At 37.6% G+C, this 24,975-nt stretch carries 21 protein-coding genes; 7 read left to right on the top strand and 14 right to left on the bottom strand.

From position 1 onward, the window contains the following. The first annotated feature begins 39 nt into the window (after window positions 1–39). The 6 genes from BM179_RS19455 to BM179_RS19430 all read left to right on the top strand — a co-directional run bounded on the left by BM179_RS19455 (window position 40) and on the right by BM179_RS19430 (window position 8,699). Complete coding sequence (locus BM179_RS19455) at window positions 40–1,152, top strand: hypothetical protein (protein ID WP_092018834.1); 1,113 nt, start codon at window positions 40–42, stop codon at window positions 1,150–1,152. Beyond that, window positions 1,146–2,579 carry a glycosyltransferase family 2 protein gene (locus BM179_RS19450; RefSeq protein ID WP_092018833.1) on the top strand — a complete coding sequence of 478 codons (1,434 nt, stop codon included), beginning with the start codon at window positions 1,146–1,148 and terminating at the stop codon, window positions 2,577–2,579. Before BM179_RS19455 ends, BM179_RS19450 begins: the two co-directional genes overlap by 7 nt. 350 nt (window positions 2,580–2,929) lie before the next feature. Next, the gene (locus BM179_RS19445) at window positions 2,930–3,745 is read left to right on the top strand and encodes an alpha/beta fold hydrolase (protein ID WP_092018832.1); all 816 of its coding nucleotides are present in this window, start codon (window positions 2,930–2,932) and stop codon (window positions 3,743–3,745) included. Window positions 3,746–3,749: 4 nt separating this feature from the next. Further along, complete coding sequence (locus BM179_RS19440) at window positions 3,750–6,182, top strand: hybrid sensor histidine kinase/response regulator (RefSeq protein ID WP_092018831.1); 2,433 nt, start codon at window positions 3,750–3,752, stop codon at window positions 6,180–6,182. Window positions 6,183–6,256: 74 nt separating this feature from the next. After that, the gene (locus BM179_RS19435; protein ID WP_092018830.1) at window positions 6,257–7,513 is read left to right on the top strand and encodes a YaiO family outer membrane beta-barrel protein; all 1,257 of its coding nucleotides are present in this window, start codon (window positions 6,257–6,259) and stop codon (window positions 7,511–7,513) included. A gap of 10 nt (window positions 7,514–7,523) precedes the next feature. Beyond that, window positions 7,524–8,699, top strand: coding sequence for a hypothetical protein (locus BM179_RS19430; RefSeq protein ID WP_092018829.1), 1,176 nt, complete (start codon window positions 7,524–7,526; stop codon window positions 8,697–8,699). On the opposite strand, the gene BM179_RS19425 is transcribed toward BM179_RS19430, so the two are convergent. Then, window positions 8,689–10,413: an LTA synthase family protein gene (locus BM179_RS19425; protein WP_177219458.1), complete on the bottom strand. Its 1,725-nt coding sequence runs from the start codon at window positions 10,411–10,413 to the stop codon at window positions 8,689–8,691. The genes BM179_RS19430 and BM179_RS19425 overlap by 11 nt on opposite strands. Before the next feature lie 64 nt (window positions 10,414–10,477). Between BM179_RS19425 and BM179_RS25405 the strand changes: the two genes are divergently transcribed. Continuing rightward, window positions 10,478–10,753: a hypothetical protein gene (locus tag BM179_RS25405; protein WP_177219457.1), complete on the top strand. Its 276-nt coding sequence runs from the start codon at window positions 10,478–10,480 to the stop codon at window positions 10,751–10,753. Window positions 10,754–10,812: 59 nt separating this feature from the next. On the opposite strand, the gene BM179_RS19420 is transcribed toward BM179_RS25405, so the two are convergent. The 13 genes from BM179_RS19420 to BM179_RS19365 all read right to left on the bottom strand — a co-directional run bounded on the left by BM179_RS19420 (window position 10,813) and on the right by BM179_RS19365 (window position 24,970). Continuing rightward, complete coding sequence (locus BM179_RS19420) at window positions 10,813–11,190, bottom strand: hypothetical protein (protein WP_092018827.1); 378 nt, start codon at window positions 11,188–11,190, stop codon at window positions 10,813–10,815. 133 nt (window positions 11,191–11,323) lie between these two features. Beyond that, window positions 11,324–12,418 carry a CobW family GTP-binding protein gene (locus BM179_RS19415; protein WP_092018826.1) on the bottom strand — a complete coding sequence of 365 codons (1,095 nt, stop codon included), beginning with the start codon at window positions 12,416–12,418 and terminating at the stop codon, window positions 11,324–11,326. Between the two features lie 79 nt (window positions 12,419–12,497). Next, window positions 12,498–13,520, bottom strand: a complete 1,023-nt coding sequence (locus BM179_RS19410; RefSeq protein ID WP_092018825.1) for a CobW family GTP-binding protein — start codon at window positions 13,518–13,520, stop codon at window positions 12,498–12,500. 141 nt (window positions 13,521–13,661) lie between these two features. Next, window positions 13,662–16,091 carry a TonB-dependent receptor gene (locus BM179_RS19405; RefSeq protein ID WP_092018824.1) on the bottom strand — a complete coding sequence of 810 codons (2,430 nt, stop codon included), beginning with the start codon at window positions 16,089–16,091 and terminating at the stop codon, window positions 13,662–13,664. Between the two features lie 162 nt (window positions 16,092–16,253). Continuing rightward, complete coding sequence (locus BM179_RS19400; protein WP_218159259.1) at window positions 16,254–16,823, bottom strand: leucine-rich repeat domain-containing protein; 570 nt, start codon at window positions 16,821–16,823, stop codon at window positions 16,254–16,256. Window positions 16,824–16,892: 69 nt separating this feature from the next. Then, window positions 16,893–17,756, bottom strand: coding sequence for an IS3 family transposase (locus BM179_RS19395; protein ID WP_229632989.1), 864 nt, complete (start codon window positions 17,754–17,756; stop codon window positions 16,893–16,895). Beyond that, on the bottom strand, window positions 17,756–18,085 hold the full coding sequence (locus BM179_RS19390) for a transposase (RefSeq protein ID WP_092018821.1): 330 nt from the start codon (window positions 18,083–18,085) through the stop codon (window positions 17,756–17,758). Before BM179_RS19390 ends, BM179_RS19395 begins: the two co-directional genes overlap by 1 nt. Window positions 18,086–18,095: 10 nt before the next feature. Further along, on the bottom strand, window positions 18,096–18,677 hold the full coding sequence (locus tag BM179_RS19385; RefSeq protein ID WP_218159258.1) for a transposase: 582 nt from the start codon (window positions 18,675–18,677) through the stop codon (window positions 18,096–18,098). Continuing rightward, window positions 18,632–18,979: a hypothetical protein gene (locus tag BM179_RS25610; RefSeq protein WP_218159257.1), complete on the bottom strand. Its 348-nt coding sequence runs from the start codon at window positions 18,977–18,979 to the stop codon at window positions 18,632–18,634. Before BM179_RS25610 ends, BM179_RS19385 begins: the two co-directional genes overlap by 46 nt. Window positions 18,980–19,078: 99 nt before the next feature. Continuing rightward, window positions 19,079–19,531 carry a hypothetical protein gene (locus BM179_RS19380; protein WP_092018819.1) on the bottom strand — a complete coding sequence of 151 codons (453 nt, stop codon included), beginning with the start codon at window positions 19,529–19,531 and terminating at the stop codon, window positions 19,079–19,081. Between the two features lie 353 nt (window positions 19,532–19,884). Next, window positions 19,885–22,341, bottom strand: a complete 2,457-nt coding sequence (locus tag BM179_RS19375; protein ID WP_092018818.1) for a TonB-dependent receptor — start codon at window positions 22,339–22,341, stop codon at window positions 19,885–19,887. A gap of 24 nt (window positions 22,342–22,365) precedes the next feature. Continuing rightward, entirely contained in the window at window positions 22,366–23,793 is a 1,428-nt protein-coding gene (locus tag BM179_RS19370) for an HTTM domain-containing protein (protein WP_218159256.1), read from the bottom strand. A 28-nt stretch (window positions 23,794–23,821) separates the two neighbouring features. Then, on the bottom strand, window positions 23,822–24,970 hold the full coding sequence (locus BM179_RS19365) for an imelysin family protein (RefSeq protein ID WP_092018816.1): 1,149 nt from the start codon (window positions 24,968–24,970) through the stop codon (window positions 23,822–23,824). Window positions 24,971–24,975 lie beyond the last annotated feature (5 nt).

Genomic DNA, 24,975 nt, shown 5'->3' with positions numbered 1-24,975 from the left:
CTATGAATCGGACGAATATTAAATAATTTTACCAGCTAAATGTTTGAAAAAAGTCAATTACCGCCAGAAAGATTTTTACTCGATAACAAAACATTAGATTTAATATATTACGTCTCTTTTATCGTTTTAGTTGTAAATGCCCTTATCATTTCTTACGTCCTCCTCAAAAAACTTTCTGATAAATTTCAAAGGATAAGAAGGGATGAAGTAAAAGAAAATGTTCAGGAGTTTCTGAGTGACTGGATTATTCGTTTTGAAGGAAGTAAAGAACCCAAAACATTAAACGCCTTACAGGAATTCCCCATCTGCAATTCCCTCAAAAAGAAGATTTATCAGGAAGTACTGTATGAAGAAATATTCCAGTTCAACCAGGTTCTTTTAGGATTTGAAAAACAAACGCTGAAAGATTTATACCTGCTTTTAAGTTTTGACAGATTATTGACCAAAAAACTTAAAAGCAGGAAATGGTATGTACTGGTAAGTTCTGTCAATCAATTAATTTCTATTGAAGATCATAACACTTCTGATATTTCAGGACTTATTAACCATCCGAATCAACAGGTCAGACTTTCTGCTCTCAAGGCTAAGATTGCTTTCAGTGAAAACCCTTTTCCTTTTTTAGCCAGACTGAAATATCCGCTCTCGGAGTGGGAAATTTTTGAGGTTATCAAAACCATTAAATTAAAAGACCTGAAGAACTTTGATGACATTCACCTTTTAATTAATCATGATGAACCCTCACTGCAAGTCCTTGGAATTAACCTTGCCAGAATCTTTCAGTTGCTCTACCTTAAAATTGATGTGAAAAAATTACTGGATCATGCTGACCTTAAAGTGAGAAGATCTATGATTGAGTTTATTACCGAATGTGGTAACGGAGATCATGTAGTTTATCTTAAAAAAATATTTGAAGAACAGTTGGAGCCTCAGCAAAAGGTTATTTTGAATTACATTCAGGAATATGGTTGTGATGAAGATATCCCTTTTCTTGAATATGTCATTAAAAATTACAATCCGGCACTTAAAATCTGGGCCATAAAAGTGTTATACCATATGAACCAGAACAGCAAAATACATTTTAATTATTTATTGTCGAGCGACAGTAAGGACAGAAGAAAAATCACCCAACATCTGATCGACAATCAATGGTAAGTTCTTTATTACATTCTTTGGTATATTTTCTGCAGTACGGCGTTTTGCCTTATTGCATTTTCACGTTGACGGGGTACGCTTTAATGACCATCCGATCAGTAAAAGTGTTGAAGAAACACAAAGAGGCCAACATCAATATAGATTATAAAACACTTAATCAAAGTCCTTTTCTCCCCTCTATTTCAATAATCGCCCCGGCTTATAACGAAGGGGTTACAATCGTTGAAAACATCCGCTCCTTACTTTCATTAGGATATAACAACCTGAAAATCATAGTAGTAAATGACGGAAGCAAAGATGACACACTTGAAAAAGCCATTAAATTCTATAACCTTGAAGTAGCGGAATATTATTTTAAGTACCGCTTGCCGTGTAACAATATCCGTGCGGTTTATAAATCCAGGAATAAGGCCTTTAAAAACCTGATTGTTGTTGACAAAGCCAATGGCGGAAAAGCCGATGCCCTTAATGCCGGACTTAATATCTCTTATTCTGATTATTTCGCCTGTGTGGATGTAGATTGCCTTATTGAACCGAATGCTTTTGAAAACATGATTCTTCCTGTACTGAATAATCCGAAAGAAGTAGTAGCAGTTGGCGGGATTGTATGGTTGAATAATGATTCGGTTATCAAACACGGCCATATGATTAAACTGCAGGTTCCCGGCAGCTTTTTGCCTACAGTTCAGCTGCTTGAATATTTTCGGGCATTTTTACTTGGACGCACAGCCTGGGGATCGATCAATGGTCTGATGCTGATTTCAGGAGCTTTCGGAATTTTCCATCGTGAATATGTTATTAAGGTCGGCGGTTATAATAAAAAAACGGTGGGAGAAGATATGGAACTGGTTATGCGTTTACATAAATACATGCTCAGTAATAAAATTCCTTATCAGGTTGCCTATGTACCACATCCTTTTTGCTGGACAGAAGCACCGGAATCCTTAAAAATTCTCTCAAGGCAGCGAAATCGCTGGGCGAGAGGTACTGCGGAATGTCTGCTATTACACAAAGACATGCTTTTTAACCCTAAATACGGGGTAATCGGTATGATAAGTTACCCTTACTGGCTGATTGCGGAATGGATGGGACCATTTATCGAAGGACTAGGGTTACTGTTTACCCTGATTATGATTGTAATGGGAATGATTAACTGGCACGTTTTCGCCATTATGTCCTTCTTTATATTTTCTATTTCAGTATTTTTCTCTATTTCGGCGATTCTGGTTCAGGAGATTTATATCGGAAAATACTCCAATCCAAAGGATTTGATGAAGATGTTTCTAACCGCTATTGCAGAACCTTTTATCTATCATCCCATGACGGTATATTGGGCGATAAAAGGAAACTATGACCTGTTTTTTAAGAAAACACATTCATGGGGAGAAATGACACGAACCGGATTTAATAAGTCTGTTGTTAAATAATATACAGGCATTATGCGGTTCCTTTCAATTTTATTTCAGGCATTGAATATTTTCAATTACATTTAATAGTCGATTTTCTGCAATAACATCCTTAAATTCTACCATTTCAATCAGAAAACCTGTTCATTGTGGAAAATTTAGCATGGTTTTTGAATAATTTATACCAGATTTAATCAAGAATATATTTATCCGTTAATTTCAGATTTCTCAGCCTGGTACGATTATTCTATAGTTTTGAATTTGAGTTTCTCTGCCTTTAAAAACGTTTCTATTCCGTTGAATGTTAAGAATAACTACTAATTTGACTGCTTTCAGGGCATTCGAATGGATATATTAAAAGGAATCATCTGATGAACCTAGAGAATAAACAATTTATTATCAGAAGAAATAATATTAAGGCGCTGATCAAAGATGAAAGTCTACCCTTTTTGATTTTTGCCCACGGTTTCGGCACAAGCCAAACCGCCTGGGATTATATTTTTCCTGATTTTACAGACAGATACAACATTATTCTTTTCGATCATATTGGCAGTGGGGAAAGCGATATGAGTCTCTACACTCCAACTAAATATAATTCTATTTTCCCTTTTGCAAATGACCTCATAGAAATTTGCTACTGTTATGGTATCAAAGATGCTATTTATGTCGGACACTCAGTCGGAGCAATGATCGGCTTACTGGCAAATCATATGGAAACGGGGCTATTCAAAAAATTTGTTTTTCTGGGAGCATCCCCTTGTTATACGAATAACGAAAATTACTTCGGAGGATTTACTAATCAGTCGCTCAATGAGTTATACGACATCATGACGCTTGAATTTCACTCCTGGGTAAGTGGTTTTTCCAGAGACATTATTGGTGAAAGGCCCAGAAAACGTTCTATTTTATTCAAGGAGACCTTAAATCAAATGCGTCCTGATATTGCTTTGAATTATGTAAAAATGATCTTCAAATCAGACTTAAGAGTGTATATCCCTACCTGTTTTGTCCAAACATTATTAATTCAATCTGAAAATGATGCAGCAGTACCGGATTCTGTAGCGCAGTATCTTCATGAAAATATGCCTGTAAATGAGCTTATCAGAATCCCTGTTCAGGGGCATACCCCTCATTTAACAGCACCGGAAACAATTATAGCTCTGATTAATCAGTTTTTAGACAGGTAATATCATGATATTGGACCAAAAATTATGGCTGGATAAAACAACGCAGTTCTACAGACAAACGACTGGTAAAACCTACTTTGACTTAAGGGAGCAGCTTGAAGATATTTTGCAGATCATTTTAAAAATTGATGTTGCCGAAAAAGCATATTTTGTAAGATGTTTTGAAGATTTCACCGCTGTAATTGTAAGCAGCTCTGACCTGAATATCCTCAATCGCCGTATTCCTATGGAATATCTTAATGATCTGAGGGAAATTAACTATAAAGTTATTGATGATGTCTGGGGAACGTTTAGTTTTGAGAAAAATCCGAAAAGGGTAATTTTACAATATTTTGATACTCATGAAATCAAAGGTTTTCTTGTAAAATGCTATGGCAATGAGGCCGTTCTCAATCAATCTTTTAAATATTACAGCCTACTTTGCAAATTCAGGATTGAGGAAGTGCTGCAAACGCATCAGAATGAACACGATTTAAATGAATTAAAAATCAGATTCGAAAGCATTCTGAGGGCAAGCCCGATGCCTATCATTTTTGTTGATGATCTGACAAAGGGAACCTTTATCAACGATAAGGGTTACGATTTGCTTGAAATTGACAGAAATGCCCCCATAACTCCCGAAATCATTTCCAGTTCTTTTGCCAGACTTATCAAACAGCTGAAAAACAAAGCCGAAGTTGAACAGCAGGCCAAAGATTATCTCATTTTCAACCAGGACAAAGCATGGCCCTGGCGACTCGGTTCTCCGCATAACAGAACTTATAATGTCATTACACAACATACCAACCTTAAGAGTTATAAGGGGAGGTTATGGATTTTCGAGGATATTTCAATTGAGGAAACCACGAAGGAACAATTACAGAATATCAACCAGCAATTGTTTCAGGTCGCTAAAAAAGAACGGCACGAAAATACACTGAAATCTGCTTTTTTGTCAAACATGAGCCATGAAATCAGGACTCCTTTGAATGGTGTAATCGGCGCTATCAGTATTCTTGAAGAAACACCGCTCACAAAAGAGCAGTATGAATTGGTCAATATCATCAAGAAAAGCGGGGAAGGACTGATTTCTCTGATCAACGACATTCTTGATTATTCTAAAATTGAAGCCGGAGAATTAAAACTTCAGAAGGAGTCATTCTCCATCATCGAACTGGTTGACGATTGTGTAGATATTTTCTATGTAAAAGGGCTTGAACGCAACATTGAAATCAGGGTAATATTTGACAAAAGAACCCCCGTTTTCATTTATGGTGATAAAAACAGAATCAAGCAGATTATTCTGAATCTTCTGTCAAATGCCGTCAAATTTTCAAGAGCCAACGGAATCATTACGATAGAAGTAGAAACCGCTGTGAATGAAAAAGGCGAAAATATTCTGGTTTGCAAGATTATTGATTGTGGGGATGGTATTCCGGAGGAGATGCAAAGCGTTATTTTTGAACGCTTTACACAAATTAATCAAAACCAGTTGGGAGGTACAGGGCTCGGCCTGGCGATCTGTAAAAGACTGACAGAAATGATGGGCGGACAAATCGGACTGGAAAGTGTATTCGACTTTGGTTCAACCTTCTTTTTTTCATTACCTCTTTCGTTTGAAGGCAATCCTCCTTTATATCTGGAAGAACTGCTGAGCAAATATTCTCAGGTAAAATCCTGTTTATGGGCCGTCGAATCTGAAGATGGCATTGAGCCTTTTGCCCGTTATGTGGAAAATTCGAATTTAAAGCTGATTGCATCCGCTGATCCGGAGGAACTGGTAAATGGAAATTTTCCCAAACCGAATATTATTTTAATTGATACTTATATCCTTCAGGACAAACTGGCCTCCGCAATCAGGTTGTTTAAAAACCACCCTGTTACCGGCAAGGTTCCGATTGTACTGGTTAGTTATCCAAATAATATTTACCTCAAAGAACTTGATAGCAGCAGCTATGATGAGCAGCTGATGAAACCGCTGAAATTAAAAAGTCTGGTTCAGATTCTTGATAAAATTATTCTGGGAACAGGAAACGTTCCCAAGCCTGAAACAGAGCAGCAAGACAGCACACAGACTTATTTTGGCAACCGGAATATTCTGGTTGTTGAAGACAATCTTTTCAACCAAAAAATCATAAAACACATCCTTGATTCTCAACTGGATCACTTTGACATGGTGGAATCAGGAGAAGAAGCAGTCTCTATGGTTTCTCAAAAACTTTATGACCTGATTTTTATGGATATCCAGTTACCGGGCATGGATGGAGTAGCTACCACAAAAATCATCAGAGAAATTTATGCTATGGTAGATCAGCCGACAATTATTGCCCTGACCGCTGATATTTTCATGAAAGAATCTTCTTCACTGGAAGAAGCCGGATTCGATGATTATATTCCAAAACCTTACCGGAAAAAGGAAATAATTACCAAACTCGAAGAATATTTAGTCAAAAAGTAGTCATTCATCGCAGAAAAGACCTTGTTTTTCATAGGCAAGTCTTCTGTTTTATTTAACATACCAAATATACCACTGTGAAATATCTCTGTTTATTTATAGTTTTCCTGTCCATTACCACTTTACATTTTAACGCAGATGCTCAGTCTGATCTTGATTCCGATGAGCTTTTTAAATTAGCCCGAACAGCTGCTTTTGACCAGAAAGATTATCCTAAAGCCATTAATTTGTGTAATGAGGCACTTGCGAAAAGTCCTGGTTATGAAGATATTCGTGTTTTTCTCGGCAGGATTTATACATGGAACGACCTGCCGGATAAAGCACGGGAGCAACTGGGTTTAGTACTGCAAAAAAATCCTAAAAGCAAAGATGCCCTGCTCGCTTCATTAGACCTTGAATTCTGGAATAATAACTCTGAAAAAGCCCTGGAATATTGTAATGCCGCACTGACATACTATCCTAATGATGAAGAGTTTCTGCTCAAAAAAGCCAGAATTCTGAATGATTTGAAAAGATATACCGAGACGTTTTCTGTATTAGGTAATTTACTCGACAGATATCCGCAAAATAGTGATGCCCGTTCATTAATGGACCGGGTGAAGGAAAATTCCAGTCAGAATAAAATTACCCTGAGTTATGACTATCTGTATTTTGATCAGAATTATAATTCAGCTTTACACAACTCTCCCTGGAACATTGCCAGTCTTTCATATTCTACACGTACAGGCATAGGTTCGGTAATCGGTCGTGTTTCATATGCGAATCGTTTCAGTTCAAATGGTTTACAGGCAGAAATAGATGCCTATCCGCGCATCAGTAATGTCTTTTACAGTTATCTGAATGTTGGCTATTCCGACGATTTACCCGTTTTTCCGAAATTCAGGGCAGGAATGTCTCTTTATGCCAACCTGCCTAAAAGTTTTGAAGGAGAAGTGGGTTTCAGGTATCTGAAATTCTCGAGTGAAACCTGGATTTATACTGCCTCTCTGGGAAAATACATAGGTAATTACTGGTTTAATCTCAGAACCTTCCTGGTTCCGGGCAATACCAACCTCTCTCAAAGTTATACACTCACTACCCGATATTATTACGGAGAAGCCGACGATTACATTTCAGTAGGAATTGGTACAGGTATTTCACCGGATGAAAGCCGTAGTGTACTGATAGAAAGACAATTGAAACTTAATTCCAAAAAAGTAAACCTGGGGCTCAGCAAGATTTTCAACAAAAGAAATGTTTTTATTATAACAGCTTCCTGGTTTAATGAAGAACAGCACAACAGCCCGAATGGCAATCAGTTTGACGTGGGTTTAAGTTATCAAAGAAGATTTTAACAGTGATTTCATGTACAAAAAAATCAGGTTTAAAAGAGTTCTCTTTCTGGCAATTATTCTAATTCCATTCTGGCTTTGGCTGGCATGGTTTCTTACCCCGAAACGCAAATTTGTTGCTGCTATTATCGACAAAACCGTTCTGACTTCCGACGGTCAGGAACACATTTCCCTTACCTGGGTTTTAAAACACCAGCGTTTTACAAAAACATTAAGCAAGCTTTATCAGATTGATGATTATTTTGGTTTTTTCCCTCTTGATGAACAGCAATATAAACTCAAAGGGCTTGAGCGTTTCAATGAATCTCAGCTTGAGCAACTAAGCCAGGATTCTGATCTTACTTTTTACACAGACACCTACGGCATTTACCGGGAAGAATGGTTTAGCGGAAAAAGCCAGACAGAGAGATCAGGCATTTTATATGGAGGAATGGCCAATCAGGACGTTTCTTTCCTGAAAAAGATGAAAAGCAAGCATAAACTGATTATGATGGAGTTTAATGACATCAACTCCCCTACCAGTCTGGCTGTCAGAAAAAATTACGAGACAGAATTCGGAATTCACTGGACAGGCTGGATCGGCCGATATTTCAGCTCACTCGATACGACAATCAATGAAGAACTTCCCCATTGGCTGGTAAGAAATTACCGGAAAAAACACCACGGAGAATGGCCTTTTACCAAGTCAGGAATCGCTTTTGTAAATGAAAAAGATGAAGTTGTAGTTCTTGAAAAAGACACACATCTCCGGACTGAAGTGCCTTTTATGTCTTCTACTAAATTTGGACAGGAATACTTTAAATTACCTCAATATACCAAGTTTCCATATTGGTTCGATATTCTGGAAAATAATCCGAAAGTCAACAGAATTGTATCGTATCACAACATTGACGCCAATATTCAGGGGAAAAAAATCCTGGCCCGATATCATATTCCGACTCAATTTCCGGGTATTGTGATGCACAAAGCGGCCGACTATGAATTTTATTATTTCTCGGGAGATTTCAGTGATAATCCTATCGGCCTGACTTCCGCCTATTTCAAAGGAATAGAATATGTTGCCCCCTATATGTTTACGGATGCTGATCTTTCAGACAGAAATGAGTTTTTCTGGGAGATTTACCAACCTATGACAACCAGAATCCTTGAAGATTACTATCAGAAAATCAACAAAAAGCCTAATGATTAAATTTCGTCAAAACTGAATCAGGGATTAATTTACTTCCACCTAACATTCTGTTATTTCTTTGCTTAAATTGCTCAAAAGCCCCTTTAAGCTGATTTTGCATAGGTTTTTCATCAACCAGTTCTAATCCCATACCATCCGAAATCCGGTATAAATCATTGTTATTCAAAAGATATCCCCCACGGATATAATCCACAAGCTCAGCTTTTGTCATCATAATCGGGTAAGAATGGATGTTTCTGAATTGCCGTGTAGTGTCAATTCCTGTGCCTAACCAATCAGCTACAGCCGGCCTTCCCACGCCATAATTTTTGTTCAGAAAAGCTAAAATTGATGGTGTTACATCAAAATGGGTTGAGATCGACTTAAATACTGCCGTTCTTTTCAAAAGCGGAGAATAGACAATCAAAGGCACATGATAACGGTCAATTTTGGTTGACATTGGTATTTCCGGCATCCGGTGGTCGCCGGTAATGAAGAAAATCGTATTGGCAAATTCCGGTCTTTTCCTGTAATTTTCTATAAAATAGCGGACAGCGTCATCCATATACAGCACCGAGGCAAGCATATTCTTATTCTGCCTTGACTGTACCTTTTCTTCTTCATTAAATTTGAGGAAATCCAGTCGTTTTTCGAATCGGTCCAGGTATTTTTCCTGTTCATTTATCAGAAAAGGATTATGCGTCGAAACAGTTAACACCACATCAAGTCTTGGCTGATTTAAAGGTTTTTCATTAACTGTAAAAAACCGCCTGAACAGCTCCTTGTCGCCATATCCCCAGCTAAATCCACTCGGACTGGTTGGCATTTTTACATATCCGGCTCCATAAGTGCCTTCATCATTCACACGATCTATTCCGCTCTTTTTCAAAAACATACTCATATTATCAAAACCAGCATCTCCTCCATAATAAAATGAAGTATAATATCCCTGTTTTCTGAGAATACTTACCAGTGATACATGATCCGGCATTTTAGGGCCTAATTCATTAAATCCGGCTTTGGCAAATGGCAATGAGCCTAATAATGAGGGCAATACCGCAAAGGTACGACCACCTTCACTCAGGAAATTCTCCCAGTACAGACTCTTTGCAGATAAGGAATCAATGTATGGGGTATAGCTGCCTAAATAAGCATTTTCTCCGCTAAAAGCCCTGCCTAATCCCTCAACAATCAGCACAACGATATTTGGTTTCTTCTCAGATTTACTCAAAAAAGGGCCTAATACATCAGGGGTGTTATCCTGATGCAAAAACGGGAATGCAGATTCAGCGAGATATGATACATTTTCGATATTCTTATCACTTCCCACAATAAGGTTCTCAAGACCTAAATAGTTATCTGCATAAATATCAATGCCGTCATCTTTGTCAAAAAAGTACTTATACGAAGCATTTGTGAAATATTCAGACTTATTGATCGTCAGGTTATTAGTATATTCATTCCCAAACTGAGCAGCTTTGATAAAGGTATTTATTCCGAAAAAAAACGCCGCAAAGGATAGTAACGGAATCATCAGGCTAAAAACCGGCTTAAAGGAAAGTTTTGCTGTCAGGAGACGAAAGGCAAAATAAACCAGCACCTCTATGACAATAATAGCAATAACCCCTCCTATTGGTACCCCTCCTGAGGCTCCTACAGTCTGCTGAATATCCTTCAGGGAATAGTTAAAAATATCAGAACTCAGCGGCACAAGCGAGGTGAAAAAATACTGCATCAGACTTAGCTGTAATAAGGTAAGAATGAGACAAATTATAAGGTAAATATTCTTTGCCAACCGAATGGAAAAAACAGAAAATATGCAATGCATTACAAAAAGCACACAGCTGCTCTGGAAGAAAAAATACAGGTCGTTCAGTAATGACAAACCTAAAACCTTAAAAAACGGTTTAGCCAATTCGTGCAGAAAAGCGCTATATGTCATCTCCACGATTCGGAGAAAGAAAATAATAAAACACCAGACTAATGAAAGGCCGCCAAACTGGCGAATTGATAAAGCAAAAGAATCAGGAAGTTTGAAGGAGGAATGCGAGTCTTTCATTAAAGGATCTCAGTAAATATGATTTTATCAGTTAAACAGCTGGTATTTAGAGAAATAATATTTGATATTAAAAACTCAGGAGTCCCATGCAAGCAATTTTTCCTGTTCAGCCCTCACTATGGCAATAGTTTGCTCTATTTTTAAAATGACTGGCGGAAGCTCTGTGATCAAATCACAGGAATTTTCGTGTACTCTCTTCTCTATACTTTTTAGTTCATAACACAAATCTGTCTGCCCTATAAACCCAAAAGCAGAACTGATTGAGTGCACTTTTTTTGTCAGTTTATGTCGATCTTCCAGAGCGATCAAAGATTTCAGTTCAGCGGCTTCATTTCTGCTCATTTCCAGAAAACTATTAAATACTTCCAGTAAATACTCATGGTCATTATCACAAATATCAAGCAGGAAATCTTTATCAAAACTCTGGTGAAATGAATAGTTATCTAATGGCATTGTGTCGCTTTTTTGAAATCTCCTGTGCTAAAATACTACAAAGAATCTAAGGAACGATGTACAAAAATCATTCCTTTCTACAAAAAATCACAGAAATCAGGGTTTTGAACGCAATTTAAGCTCTTTTAAACACTTACTCAGAGCTTTTGGGAAGGATATTCTCTTTTGAAAAGGAAATCGGTGATATATTTATTTCCTTGCCTTCATCAGCATTAAAAAGACATGTTTTCAGTTCTTTTTCAATCAGGGCCCATAACTGGGGCTTTGAGGAAATAAATTCCGCTCTGCTGTCTTTCCGATAAGCAATCGGGCATTCAGAAAGAGATTCGGTACCTGTTTTGTTCACAAAAATCCATTGGGATTTACTGACCCTAAATGCGCCTTTTATTCTTTCAAAATCTTTAAACCGGTCTATTACCGCCAATAATTTATTTTTACTGAAAATCTCATCCGGGGAAAAGACCCAGCCGCATCCTATATTTCCAAAGCCCTTACTTTCTTTTCTCAAAGGTTTTCCGGGAGGAGGAATGCCAAAATCAACTTCCTTTTCCTCCGGGGTTTCTGTATTTTGATGAGCATCAGGATAAAGCGCCCTTCTGTTTGGATAAGGCTCAACATCCAGCCAACTCAAATCAATATCTCCTTTCTCAACAGCTCCGATTATAATTTTCGGAGGAAAAAGCGATTTTGCCCATTCCAGAAACTTATGGGTAAGCTGTTCTCCGGCCAGATCAATCTTATTGGCAAGTAGTACATCTGCTAAAGTAATCTGATCCTGATAAGTATCATCATCAAAGTATTTTTCCTGAATAAGCTGTGCAGGATTTACCAGACAGATTGTTGCTCTGAGGTCTATTACTTTGGCTAAAAACTCATTTTGCAGGATGTCAATCAGCGCTTCCGGATGAGCTATTCCTGTTGGTTCTATCAGAATCCTGTGAGGTTTAATCTGACGAATAGCGTTTGTCAGCGTAACCTGCAAAGGCATATTAGCCGTACAGCAAATACAGCCTCCTGCCACATATTTCACTGCTAATTGCTCCTGATTAGTACCTTCAAAGGCAATATGATCTATAGAAACCTCCCCAAATTCATTCACAATAACCAGCCATCTTTCATCAGCAGGTTTATGTTTCAGAATATTAAGAATAGTGGTCGTTTTCCCTACACCAAGAAATCCGGTAATAATATTTGTGGGAATTTTATTTAATATCTTCTGTTGACTCATGTTTTGCTACCCTTAAGAATTTTTCTCTTTATCGTTTACAGGACATAAACGATGGCGTCAGACGCCAATTTCATTCTTCCTACTCCTCATTTTTACTGATACAACGCTGGATTTTTTCCTGAATTTCTGCCCAATTCTGGGCTTCATCAGCAATCAGTTCCAGTCTGCTGTCTCTCCGATAGGCAATATAATGTGTAGATGGGAGGCCATCTGCGAAATTATACAAGTACCAATCTGAGCTGATTCTGAAGATACCTTTTGCCCGATGTACCTTGTTTTCAAAAAACAACCGCATAATGAGCTTATTAAGTTCTCCTAAATCAAATATTTCTTCAGCCGAAAAAATCCAGCCGCAACTATAATTTCCTAAAGAATATCCGGGTTTCATAAGCGGTTTCCCGGGCTTTGGAAATCTCTTCAAAAAAGTTTTGGCAGGCATTTGCTCCTGCATAACATGGCTATCTGGAAATAAAGCAATTCTGCTTTCTCCCGGAATAATATTGAGCCACTCCGCTTTCAGAAAAGCATGTTCAATCCGGTCAACAATTATTTTGGGTGGATATAATTCATCCGTAAATTCCCAAAAGTGCTCCATTTCTTCTTCTGAAGCCAGATCTGTTTTATTCGCTACCAAAACATCCGCCAAGGTAATCTGATCGAGATAAGTACCATTGGTTTTATACTTTTCCTGAAATAGCTGCACAGGATTAACCATACAGATCGTGGCATGTACTTCCAGCTGATCTGCAAATGGTTTAGCCCTTAACATATCCAGAATACTTGCAGGATGGCCTAATCCGGTTGGTTCAATCAGAATTCTCTGAGGTTTTACCTGTTTCAGAATTGTTTGCAGTGTCGAAAACATATTCTGCTGAGCAGAACAGCAGATACAACCTCCTTCCACTTCCATTACACTTAGCTGGCCCGCTTCAACTGACAGCATCATGGCATGATCAATTGAAACCTCTCCAAATTCATTCACTAAAACAGCCCATTTTTCATTTTCAGGCTTGTTTTTCAACAAATTAATAACTGCCGTTGTTTTCCCGACTCCTAAAAATCCGGTAATCAGATTTACCGGAATCTTTTTGTATTCATTCATAAATAAAAGTTCTCTGCTTCAAAATAAAGGAATTTTTCCGGAAATCATGAAACATCAAATTTGCCATTGGCTGTTTAAAGCAAAACTTCCCGGATTTAAATTTCCGGGAAGTTGCAGGATACTAATATGTTTACCAGACCCTTAATTCTTCTTTATCTCAAAGGGAACAATTAATTTTATACTTAAATTCCTCCCCATGTTAAAAACGCCCTGTCTGCCCGTTACCGGATTTACGTCGAGGTATTTTAAGCGGCTTTGATGACTCTGATAGGCCACATCAAAAAGATTATTCGCTGCCAGGTAAACAGAAAAAATGGCTTTTTTCTGACGATTTGTAATGGTGGCACCCATCCCTACATTTACGAGTGTATAAGCAGGCGTAAATGTTTCGGTATTATAAGCCAGCAAAACCTGATCCTGCTTTTGGTTATGTTCAAGTTCAACAGAGAAATAAGCATTTCTTAACGTTTTTCCAATATTAGCTTTGGTAAGTTTTACATTAGTCAGCCATCTTGGCGAGGGCATAAAAGGCAGGTATTTTGCCGAATCATTTTTAGCTGAAAGGTTGACACCGTTTACCATCGAATAGCTTTGAGTGATACTAAACCATCTGAGCGATTCCGGATTAAAAGTAATTGTTCCTTCCAGACCCATTAAGCGGGCATTTCCTTGTCTGTAATGGAAAACCGGAACACCATTAATGATTGAATCTTTCCCCGAAACACCCTGAACTCTTTCTGAAAAAGTATAATTATCAATCTGATTTCTGAAAAGGTTCAGGTCAAAATACCATGATTTATTTTCAAAAGTAATACCAAGGTCATTCTGAAGGGATACTTCAGACAATTGGTTAATATTCCCGATCTCGTATCTGAAAGTGCCTGCATGTTCACCGTTTGAAGATATTTCAGGTACACTTGGTGCTCTGAATCCTCTGGCAATATTGGTTCTCACAGACCAGTGTTCACTGATTTTATAGACTGCTCCCAAACTTCCGGTCGTATTCTTAAAAGTATTTGAAAAACCTTTAAATCTTTCTTCCACCGCACCAACCGGATTGGTCTGAAATTTACCTTCAGCATCAATATACAGTTTATTGATAGATAAATCCCTGATGTCAAATCTCAATCCTCCGCTTAATGTGAGTTTGTTGATTTTCTTTTTTGTGAAAACAAAAACCCCGTTGTCAAATAAATTAAAGTCAGGATATAAGGTTTCATTTCCCTTATTTTCCATTTTCTGGTACATTCCGTTGGTTCCAATGGTTGTTTCGAAGCCATTTTTTTCTGCGAAATTGTATCTCAGATCATAGTAATAGGTTCTGAGGTAAAAATACAGATCCGGTTCATTGGGCTTAAACACATTCCCAAACTCTCTGCGGTTATTTATAGAATAGGCGAGGTTAAGACTTAAACTTCCTTTTCCGAGGTTGAAATAATTATTCAGAGAGATCTTATAATTAGATAAATCCTGAGAATTTGAAGGATTTATCGTGCTATTTTGCAATTCATCATCTGTTACCCTCACTTTAACCTGCTTACCTTCCAGCACGGTATTTTTCATAAAATATCCCTGCGCATCTCTTAAGCCATCGATAATGTTAATTTCCTGACCGAATTTGGAAAAATACAGCCTCGAATATCCCCATTTTTTATTCAGACCAACCATTCCGCTGAAATCAAGCTCTTTAAAATTAGAGCCGTAAACAAGTCCGTCGAAGGCATTTCTATAATTTCCGGCACTTTTATGACTTAATCTGCCAGACCAGATTAAGCCATTCTGATTTCCTGACAAATTTGCTGAAAATCCCTGTAAGCCATTGTTAGACTGATAATTGTACAGGATATTTCCGGCGATTTTACCTTCTTCTACCGGAGAGGGAGAAATGACAGAAATAACCCCTCCTAAGCCATCTGACCCATACATCAATGAGCCCGAACCCCGAATTATTTCATACCTGTCGATGGAATATTCATCAATGTGTAAACTATGCTCCTCCCCCCATTGGTTATCTTCTTGTCTTACACCATCATGTACCGTAATTACCCGGTTAAAGCCCAGACCCCGAATGATAGGTTTTGACAAAACTGATCCGGTAGAAATCTGGGAAATACCCGGCAGTTTAACAATCGCATCTACCATATTGGTTGAAGCAGTTTGCAGCCATTGAGACCTGGAAAGGGCAGCAATCGGGACAGGGCTTTCCTTAACCAATGTACGGATTCCCGCTCCGGTTACTACCACTTCTTCCAAAGAAGTAGCTGAATTCTCCATGATAAAATCCTTAGTGATATTTCCCGAAACCGGGACCTTTTCAGTAAGGGTTTTATGAGAAACATAACTGATCTGAAAGGTATAGGCCCCTTTCGGCAGATTCTTCAAGCGATAAAAACCTTTCACATCTGTACTTACTCCCAATCTCAACTCAGGAATATATACATTCGCTCCGACAACAGGCTCGTTATTGTCACTAAATGATATCTTCCCTGAAACAGCATTTTGAGCCCGGGAGACAAAGGAAGTAATTATGCTAAAGAATAAAATTATCGTATATTTGCAACATTGTTTCATTTGTTATATTTCTAATTATTTTTTTAGGTTTATCTAAATTTAAAACAAATGTAAAACTTAATTTAATATCAGACAAGTATAAAACAAAAAAAGCACAACCGGGGTTGTGCTTTTTTTACAAACAGAATGAAATTATATCGCTCTTTTACAGAGAATTATGATTTATTGACAAACCTTATAAGAAGCAGAATCATCTTTTTGCCAATTACTTGTTGGCTGAGAAAGGCTGTTTACGCAGATGGTTTGGATTTTATTGGCATAACAAAACAATTTCAATAATTTAGTATTCTTCCTTACATCCATGCTCCTCAGTTGATTTTTTGAACACCATACTTCTATTAATTTTATATTCTTACTCATGCCCAGAGCCTTCAATTGGTTATTGCTACAATCCAAACGTTCTAAGAATAAATTCTTACTCACATCCAAAGTTGTCAATCGATTCCTAGCATAATTCGTTTTTATCAATACATGGTCCCCCTCCTGAAGGGGAGGCAATGGAATCATATCATCTGTACCACAATACAAATGAATTAATGCCAGATTTTTACTCACATCGAGACTCCTTAATCCATTGTCGCTACAACCCAATTCTGTTAGTGCTATATTCTTACTCACATCCAAATTGTTCAGTGTATTATCACTACAGTATAAAACCTTTAATTTTATATTTTTATTCACATATAGACTACTCAAATAATTTCTATAACAATCCAAGGTTGTCAATGCCAAGTTCTTTGAGGTGGTACCCTTTGGGTTTACACTTTTTGCGTTTTAGTTAAGTATTTAAAAGTTCAAATTTCATCCAGTATTTCGATAATATTGTGTTTCAAAAGCAATTGGACTCGAATAATTTAAAGCCGAATGTAGCCTTGCGGTATTATAGTAACCCTCAATGTATTTAAATAAGACGGCATTTAATCTTTCCAGACACTCATAGCCCCCTTTAGGCATATCAAGTTCAGCCTTTAATCGGCTCCAAAATGACTCTGCCCAAGCATTATCATAGGGATTATCGGCCCCAGACATACTTTGTCTGAGTTGGAAGGTTTTAATGAGTTTCTTCATTTTCTCTGACAGATATTGGCCGCCACGATCAGAACGTATGATCATACCTGGACTAACCCGACGCTTTAGCAGGGCTCTTTCCAAGGGTTCTCTCACAAGAATTTCCTGCATGTTTTCAGCTAAACGCCAACTGACTATCCGCCTTGAGAACAAATCTAACCACACGCATAAGTAGGCCCACTTGCCCCCTTTTACAGGCATGTAGGTAATATCAGAAACCCAGACACTATTGGGTTTTGTTACCTGAGGATGAGCTTCTAAAAGATTGGGAGACACCCTTTTACCATGTCTGCTATTAGTAGTTCTTGGCACAAAGGTTCTTGGCTGAATGGCTCGCAAACCCTGTTTACGCATAATTGAAGCAACTTTTCTACGAGAGATTATTATCCCTTTTTCTTGTAAAGATGCCTTGATGCGTCTGCTACCATATCGCTTGTGATTTTGGATAAATTCCTTCTCTACTTCATGTTTTGGCCTATTATATTTTTTGTCTGCCCTATAGCTTTTGCCTCGTCGGTAACGATAATAAGCACTCCGGCTCACTTGGAATAGTGCGCATAAATATTTGACTTTTTCTGTCCGGCAAAGCGAGTATATTAACTCATAGACGTCCCTGAGTCGGACTGGCTCAAGAGACCTAATGCCTTTTTTAAGACGTCACGATCGGCTTTTAATCGCTGGTTTTCTGCTCGTAATTTAGCAACTTCTTCGGCCAACTTCAACGACTTATCATTGCTAGTTGATCCCATACTCATTTTCGCCTTTTTTGTGGCCATTCTCTTCCAACGATAAAGTAGATTCTCCCCGATTCCAAAGGATTCCGAGATATCTTTTGCGCTACGCCCACTGGCCAGCATTCTCATCAATTCCTGCTTAAAGTCAGCTTCGTAATGCCTGCGCACTTTTACTGTTTTTCCTGATTTCATTTTGCAAAGTTTATGCAAAAATATGTCCCGCTTTTGGGTACCACCTCACTTCTATGTTAAAGCCTTTTGTTTTTAATTGTCTAAAGCACGTTTCTATTCGCCATCTTATTCGATAAGTATTTGTAATTTCTTTGTAATTGGTTAAGGAAGAAATCAGGAACAAAACAGGTTCTGCAATGTCTTTTTTAGCGTTTTTAATGGCTACAAAGGTATATTCATTACCATTTAAGCGGAAAACTTTTCCTATTGCGGTTTTTCTTTTTAATGCTTTTTTCTCTAAACTGCTGTGAGATACCCCTATAGATTGTGTGATTCGTTTTTTATAGCAGGTTTTACTTAATCTGATAATAAAATCTATTTGGGCATCCTTTAAAAATTTAAGCCACTCATCGCCGACAAACTCTCTGTCTGCTAATAAAACTTTCCCGCTTAGGTTAAATATTTCACTGGCCTGCAGGATAAGGTTTTGCCTATCTTCTTGGGAGGAATGACCTCCATTTTTATCAAGTTGATTCCAATAAATAGGGATGGCTACATTTTTGTAAACTACACAAAGCGCAATATATGTATTTGCTTTTTGCCTCGTTGCCAAAGTGTAGCATCTAAAATTAAATACTTTACATTCTGAGAAAGTATTTGATAAATCCATTTCAAAATATATCTCATAAGCAAATCAGGCTTATTTACCCTAAAAAAACGAATTAATCTTTTATAGTGAGATGCCTGCTGTGTTCTTTGGTTTTGTAATAAATCAGGAAGATAATCTTTAATTACATTCAAATTGGTTGATCTACTTTTGAGTACAGCATTACAAACAAGAAACAGGTTTTGAATCGTACTTTTACCAAAATCTGAAAATGAAGGGGTAAATTTGTCTATTAAGGGGTGAGCCATGAAATAATCAGGTTGGTTTAAGCAACAAAGTTACGTTTCAACTCTTGATTTTCGCAAATTGTCCAGTAGTATGAGGCCAACCTATGTTCTCATTTTGGCTTAGTAATCAATACCAAATTTCAGTAAATAACTGTTCGTTTGGGCAAATTTACAAACTTTTTCAAGGTCTATAATCTCTTGTTTAATCCAATTTATTGTATTTTCGTCAATGAACCACTTTCGTATCCCTTTTTGTAATTCTGGATTTTTAGGATTTTCTATCTCGTTTTTTAGGTCTTCAATAAAATTAGTGTAAGCCTGTAAATCTCTAATGATTTCGTTAGGAAACAAATACTCTTTACTCATAGGTAATTGTCCTTTCTCTTCAATAAGATTTTCATCTCCAGCAAAGTTATACGTTCGGCTTCCATATTTTTCCTCAATAAATTTCTGAAAATATTCACACTCTACAAGAGCGTTTAACTTGTAAATTCCAGCGTTTGGTGCGTTTTCGATTGGCTTGTAATTAGTGTTATTTTTTTCGTAAATAACTTGAAAATAGCTTACGGACATAATCATGGGTAATGTTAAACAAATTGGCATATTTTAGAATGATAATTAGTTAATATGCTCATTATCAACTAATTGTTTTATAAAAATCTTTTTTAACGTTACTCTATTTTGATCGGTTTACTCTAACTCTATGGCTGGAAAGTTTGGTTGTAACTAAAGAAAAGTGCGAGTTTCACCACGACTTCCGTAGAATTTTTCGAGCTGAATAAATTATCATATAGCCGATTCTCGGAGAGGTTCTCATTACAACGGGGCGAAAATAGCTAAGATTTACTGCAAAAACAAAACGGATTGATTTTGCGGCAAACCCAAATTCTATTAACCATTACTTTATAACCAACCAACTATCCAACTTAAATCTTTATTCCAACCGTCAGGAAAATACTTCTTGCGTCCGAAGGAATAATACCCGGACCAGGGAAACCTAAAGCCCGTCTCGTAAAATATTTATTATTCGTAAGGTTATTAACAGTCAGCCCGAAAAGCATCTTTTTGAAACTATAATTTGCAGACCAGTCCATCAGGCCATAAGCCGGAATAGGCCCTACTAATCCATCTGCTGTAGGAGGAGAATTATACGCATCAGTAAATTGCTGACTGGTGTAAGCATATTGGAAAGTAGTAGAAAATGCCCGTTTTTGCCAGGTCAAACCTACCCTTGATATGTACTTTGGTGCATATTCAACCTGTTTATCCACAATTAAGGTGGTCAGCAATTTATCAAAAGCTGAAGTATAAGCTGCATCGGTATAGGCAAAACTACCAAACAAGGAAAGATTGCCATACAATGAGTCTTTTTTAGCCAGTTTGGTAAAATTAATCTCTGCAAATGATTCTACGCCCAGACTTCTCGAACGGCCGATATTGGTTCTGTAGCGAATTACATCCAGGCCATCATCAGAAGCAACCCTGATAATACCGATTCTGTTATTATAATCCAGGTAATAAGTACTGACATCAAAATTCAACCAGTCTTTATACTTTCCTCTGAAACCTAAATCTGCATTAAATCCGGTAACATCTTTCAGATTCGGATCTACTTTAAATTTTGGACTTCTCTGCAATATATCTGAATAGTTAACCGGGCTGTAGTTTTGTGAAATGTTGAAATAAATTTCCGATTCAGGAGCTACAGCGAAATTAATCCCTATCCCGAACAAAGGAAAACTTCTGATATTTTGCTGAACATAGGAAGAATCTCTGTTTGTTTTCGGATCATGGCTATATCCATTGGCGTTGGTATTGATATATTCATATCTGAATCCGGGAGTAATACTGGTTTTTTCATTCAGCCAGATTACGTTTTCCACAAATAATGCCGCATTATAAGAGGGGAAACGATAGTCAAATTCATCTACTTTTTCCGCATTCGGGAAACTGAAGTTTGCATCCGAACCATTGAATCCTGTTCCCTGAACACGGTGCGTATTTCCCTTGTAATACCTGGCTCCAACCAATACCGAGGCCTTTTTATTAAATAAGGCATATCTATGTAAAATTCTCGCCTCAGTTCCGAAGTTTTGATAGTTATCATAGGTCAGCTGACGGCGTGTCGTGGTATCCTGACGGTCTTTCAGCAAATCAACAATATTTCCTATTGAACCTCTTTCCGCAATCAATCCATAACTTCTGATATTCAGTTTGGTGCGATCTCCGATCTGATAATCCAATGTTACGGCAGGCAGGGTCCATTTGGCCTGAAACCAGTTACGGTTCCGGTAACTTGCCTGAGGGTTTTCCTCAAACTGAATATCCGTCAAACCTCCCGGCTGTTTCATCAGATAGCTCATCATCGTCAGTTCTGCCCCGATTTTCAACCTAGGTGAAATCTGATAACTTCCGGAAATATAACCTGTATTTACATTAAAATTGGTATTATTTCTCCAGCCATCTCCCTGTTTATGAGTATAAAAAGCATAATAGTTAAATTTTCCAACTTGTCCTCCGATCGAATTAAATGAATTAAACATGCCATAAGAACCTCCGGTTTGTCTGGATACCAATTCTATTTTTTTATCAGGATTTCCTCTTTTAAACTGAAAGTTCAGAAGCCCCCCGAATTGAGTACCGTATTGTAAAGAAGCCGCTCCACGAACAATTTCTATTCTGTCGATTGCTTCAGTCGGTGGCGTATAATAACTTTCCGGGTAACCAATCGGATCAGCAGAGATGTCATAACCGTTCTGACGTGTATTAAATGCAGTTGTTCTGTTTGGATTCAACCCTCGTGTGGCAATACCCAATTGTACTCCGGCCGCATCATTTTCAATAATATTAATGCCCGGTACCTTAGCATAAATCTGTCTGGAATTGTTCGTTGCCAAATTGGCATTCATGTTACCCAATACCAATACTTCGTTCTTTTTCCCGGCATAAATTGCCATATTTTCCACATCTCCCAAACGACGAAGTCCGTTCTGGTTATTTCTGGATCCGGAAACCTTTACTTCTTCCAGGTTTTTAGCGTCATCTTCCAATACAAGATTAAGCGTAATCTCCTTTCCTTTTAAAAAAGTTACGGTATGTTTCTCAGACTTATAACCCAAAGATGAAACGCTTACAGTAAACTTTCCGGCAGCATGAACAAAAGAATAGTGACCAGATGAATCAGCAGTTGTACCTCTCCCCGATTCATAAACTCTAAGGATAGCATGTGCTATCGGTTTTCCGCTTTTAGCAGTTACTTTACCGGAAAGAACGGTATTCTGTGCTGATACTTTTTCAGAAAAAGCCAGGAAAATAAAGAAAACCAAACTCAGAAAAGTCCTTTTACTATATCTATATTCTTTGCAGTGTGTAAATCGTTTCATCTATATTTAATATTCTGATAAATTCTAGTTCAATTTTGTAATCCAGGTTTTGGGCATAAATCCTTCATGCTCTTTAGTCAGATCCACATTGGGATCAATCAATAACTGGCTCCCTCTTCCATTGAGAGAGGCATAACATTCTGCTCTTATTTCAGTATCTCCCAGCCCGTTTTCCACATAATACTGATGCAGATAATGGGCAAATTGTAAAATCATATCTGGCTGAAAACTACATTGGCGTGCCTGAATTCTTGTTAAAAATTCTGAAGGTCTTACATAAAATTCTTCCCCAGATTTTTTCACCTTGACACGATACTCTAAACTCGCATTTTTTTCCATCAGCATAATATTCCAGGAAAACCTGAATCCCTGTTCATGCCAAAGTACATTCCCTTCATAAAAATGGCTTCTGAATGGCATAATCAGCTGAAAAAGGAAGAAAAATGTAAAAAGCCATTTCAGATTCACAGTGCTTGCCCTTACAGTATTAAAACCTGAAGTCTGCGGTTCAGGAAGAAAACGCAGTACTTTCTGATGAAAATCAGAAGGAAAAAAAATCAAGGCTGTAAAAATCATCATCCATGGAAACATTCCTATGTAAAATAAGTAATGCGTCAGTAAATGAAAAATGACAATTATCAGATAAATGTAAAATCTGGTTTTTCGGAAAGAAAGCAAAAAAGGAGCAGTCAGGTCAAAAAATAAAGCAAACCAACTCAAAACAAAGGCTACCCAGGTTTGGGTCAGCAATGATCCGATCAAGGGAAAATGTTCATTTGCGGCAAGCCAGATTCTGAGAGGCTGTGCCCTGAAAAGCCAGTCATATTTCAACTTTGCCACTCCTCCGAAAAAATAGACAGATCCGACCTGTAGCCTTAATGCCCAAAGCATCCAGTTTTCGGGAAGAGGAGATTTAATCGTAGAAAACGTAAGAAAATTAAAGATTTTCCCGGGAAAGGAGATCTCAGAAGATAAATGTGCTTTAATCCCGGCATCCAGTGAATACTTACGATTCATTGGTAAAAAACACATGATAAAGGCCAGCATACTTACCTGATAATAGTGATTGAGATATACACTTTTATCAAGTAATTCTACATAAGTAAACCCCAGGAAAAAACTCCAGATGGCGATTCTGTAAAACAAGCCGAGCGCAATTAACACCCCGCAGATAACCAACCCGTAGAAAACCCAGTAAATGTATGGAGCAGGTAAGGGATGAATCCAGTCAAAGCCAAAAAACGTAAAGAAAAACTGAGGTTTTACATAAAAATCTGTAATCCAGTCTCTTGAAATAAAACGGATTTCAGCCACAACCATCAATATTCCAAAAACAATTCTAAAAAATGCCAGAGAATATGCTGTTTTGTGACTGTCTGTTAATGAATCAGGAGTAGAAAACCAGCTTTTGATTTTTTCTGCAAAAATCCCCGGGCGGGTCTTATACTCCATGTTCCTGTCGCTAAAATCTGTCATCAGATTAGTCACCATCATTATCACTGAAAGTCAATAAAACTCCCAAATTATTCACCATATCAACTTCCAGTTTTACCTGCAATCTTTTTACTTCGTCATAAGCAGCACCTACCTGTGCAGGATTATTAACTACAGCCAGACGAAGCGGAACAGGAATTGCTTTAATCTTTGTATAAACAGTAGTGAATTGGTCTGAAAGAACTTTACTTAACAAATCACTTCCTGATTTTGCCTCAAGCTTATCTAATAAATCATAAATCCCAAGCCCTTTAGCTCCGGTAGCTGTTTTGCCCTGCAAAGCACTTTCGATACTGTTTAATTCGGCAATGGCCAAATCAGCAGAGATGTCACTCAGTCTTCCGTCAACCAGATTAGGTTGCGGTACATTATTGGTTCTGTGTCCGTAAGGCGCACCAATACGTTCATCACGGACAGTATAGGCAAGCTGAATAAGGTTATTAACCAACACACCCAATGAAGAGTTAATATCTCTTCCGTCAGCGCTGATAAATTTAGCTACATAATTCTCTCCGGATGGTTTCCAGGCATTTAATACCAAAGCCGATTTTTCTTTCAGGTTCGTAATTAAAGCCTTTAAATAAGCAATCCGTTTCGCACCGTTTGCACCGGTATAGCCGCCAATAATATTACTGTTTTTCTTGTTTTGGTCAAACAATAAGTATTCTAAAGCCTGAAAACCCTTTACGGTCGCTCCTTTACTTTCTACATAAGCGTTGTCGATCGTAGTACCTTCAGTAATAGCTTTCTCAATGTTGTCATAACTTACTGTCTGATAATCGATGCTGTTCACTAAAAATTTATCAGTGATCGGTCCCTGAATAAACACCGAAGAGGCTTTCCAGGCTTTTATGGCTTCGATCCAGGCAGATTGAGCCAGAATCAATTTCTGCTCATTCGACAAATCTGTGGAATAAGTCGTAATTGCTGTTTGTAAAAGTGCTGTTTTCTGATCAAAATTATCAAAAGAAGGAATAATCACATTATTCCCTAAATTGGTCAGCATTCCTTTTCTGTCAAAAGACTCAAAAGTATTTCCGGTATTTCCCCCTCCCGGGTTAACATTATCACTTGATTTAGAACAAGCGACTATTAATAGAACAGCCCCTAAAAATATTCCGATCAGCTTTTTCATAAAAT

Source organism: Pseudarcicella hirudinis (assembly GCF_900115665.1).
Taxonomy (GTDB): Bacteria; Bacteroidota; Bacteroidia; order Cytophagales; family Spirosomataceae; genus Pseudarcicella; species Pseudarcicella hirudinis.
This window is presented reverse-complemented; position numbering and strand designations above follow the sequence as displayed.

What these genes read in the sequence shown, in the direction of transcription:
- BM179_RS19410 (WP_092018825.1), bottom strand. Translation starts at nt 13,520, where the DNA reads ATGAATGAATACAAAAAGATTCCGGTAAATCTGATTACCGGATTTTTA.
- BM179_RS19445 (WP_092018832.1), top strand. Translation starts at nt 2,930, where the DNA reads ATGAACCTAGAGAATAAACAATTTATTATCAGAAGAAATAATATTAAG.
- BM179_RS25405 (WP_177219457.1), top strand. Translation starts at nt 10,478, where the DNA reads ATGGAAAAAACAGAAAATATGCAATGCATTACAAAAAGCACACAGCTG.
- BM179_RS19415 (WP_092018826.1), bottom strand. Translation starts at nt 12,418, where the DNA reads ATGAGTCAACAGAAGATATTAAATAAAATTCCCACAAATATTATTACC.
- BM179_RS19430 (WP_092018829.1), top strand. Translation starts at nt 7,524, where the DNA reads ATGTACAAAAAAATCAGGTTTAAAAGAGTTCTCTTTCTGGCAATTATT.
- BM179_RS19380 (WP_092018819.1), bottom strand. Translation starts at nt 19,531, where the DNA reads ATGTCCGTAAGCTATTTTCAAGTTATTTACGAAAAAAATAACACTAAT.
- BM179_RS19405 (WP_092018824.1), bottom strand. Translation starts at nt 16,091, where the DNA reads ATGAAACAATGTTGCAAATATACGATAATTTTATTCTTTAGCATAATT.
- BM179_RS19455 (WP_092018834.1), top strand. Translation starts at nt 40, where the DNA reads ATGTTTGAAAAAAGTCAATTACCGCCAGAAAGATTTTTACTCGATAAC.
- BM179_RS19365 (WP_092018816.1), bottom strand. Translation starts at nt 24,970, where the DNA reads ATGAAAAAGCTGATCGGAATATTTTTAGGGGCTGTTCTATTAATAGTC.
- BM179_RS19370 (WP_218159256.1), bottom strand. Translation starts at nt 23,793, where the DNA reads ATGGAGTATAAGACCCGCCCGGGGATTTTTGCAGAAAAAATCAAAAGC.
- BM179_RS19390 (WP_092018821.1), bottom strand. Translation starts at nt 18,085, where the DNA reads ATGAAATCAGGAAAAACAGTAAAAGTGCGCAGGCATTACGAAGCTGAC.
- BM179_RS19375 (WP_092018818.1), bottom strand. Translation starts at nt 22,341, where the DNA reads ATGAAACGATTTACACACTGCAAAGAATATAGATATAGTAAAAGGACT.
- BM179_RS19440 (WP_092018831.1), top strand. Translation starts at nt 3,750, where the DNA reads ATGATATTGGACCAAAAATTATGGCTGGATAAAACAACGCAGTTCTAC.
- BM179_RS19450 (WP_092018833.1), top strand. Translation starts at nt 1,146, where the DNA reads ATGGTAAGTTCTTTATTACATTCTTTGGTATATTTTCTGCAGTACGGC.
- BM179_RS19420 (WP_092018827.1), bottom strand. Translation starts at nt 11,190, where the DNA reads ATGCCATTAGATAACTATTCATTTCACCAGAGTTTTGATAAAGATTTC.
- BM179_RS25610 (WP_218159257.1), bottom strand. Translation starts at nt 18,979, where the DNA reads ATGGCTCACCCCTTAATAGACAAATTTACCCCTTCATTTTCAGATTTT.
- BM179_RS19425 (WP_177219458.1), bottom strand. Translation starts at nt 10,413, where the DNA reads ATGCAGTATTTTTTCACCTCGCTTGTGCCGCTGAGTTCTGATATTTTT.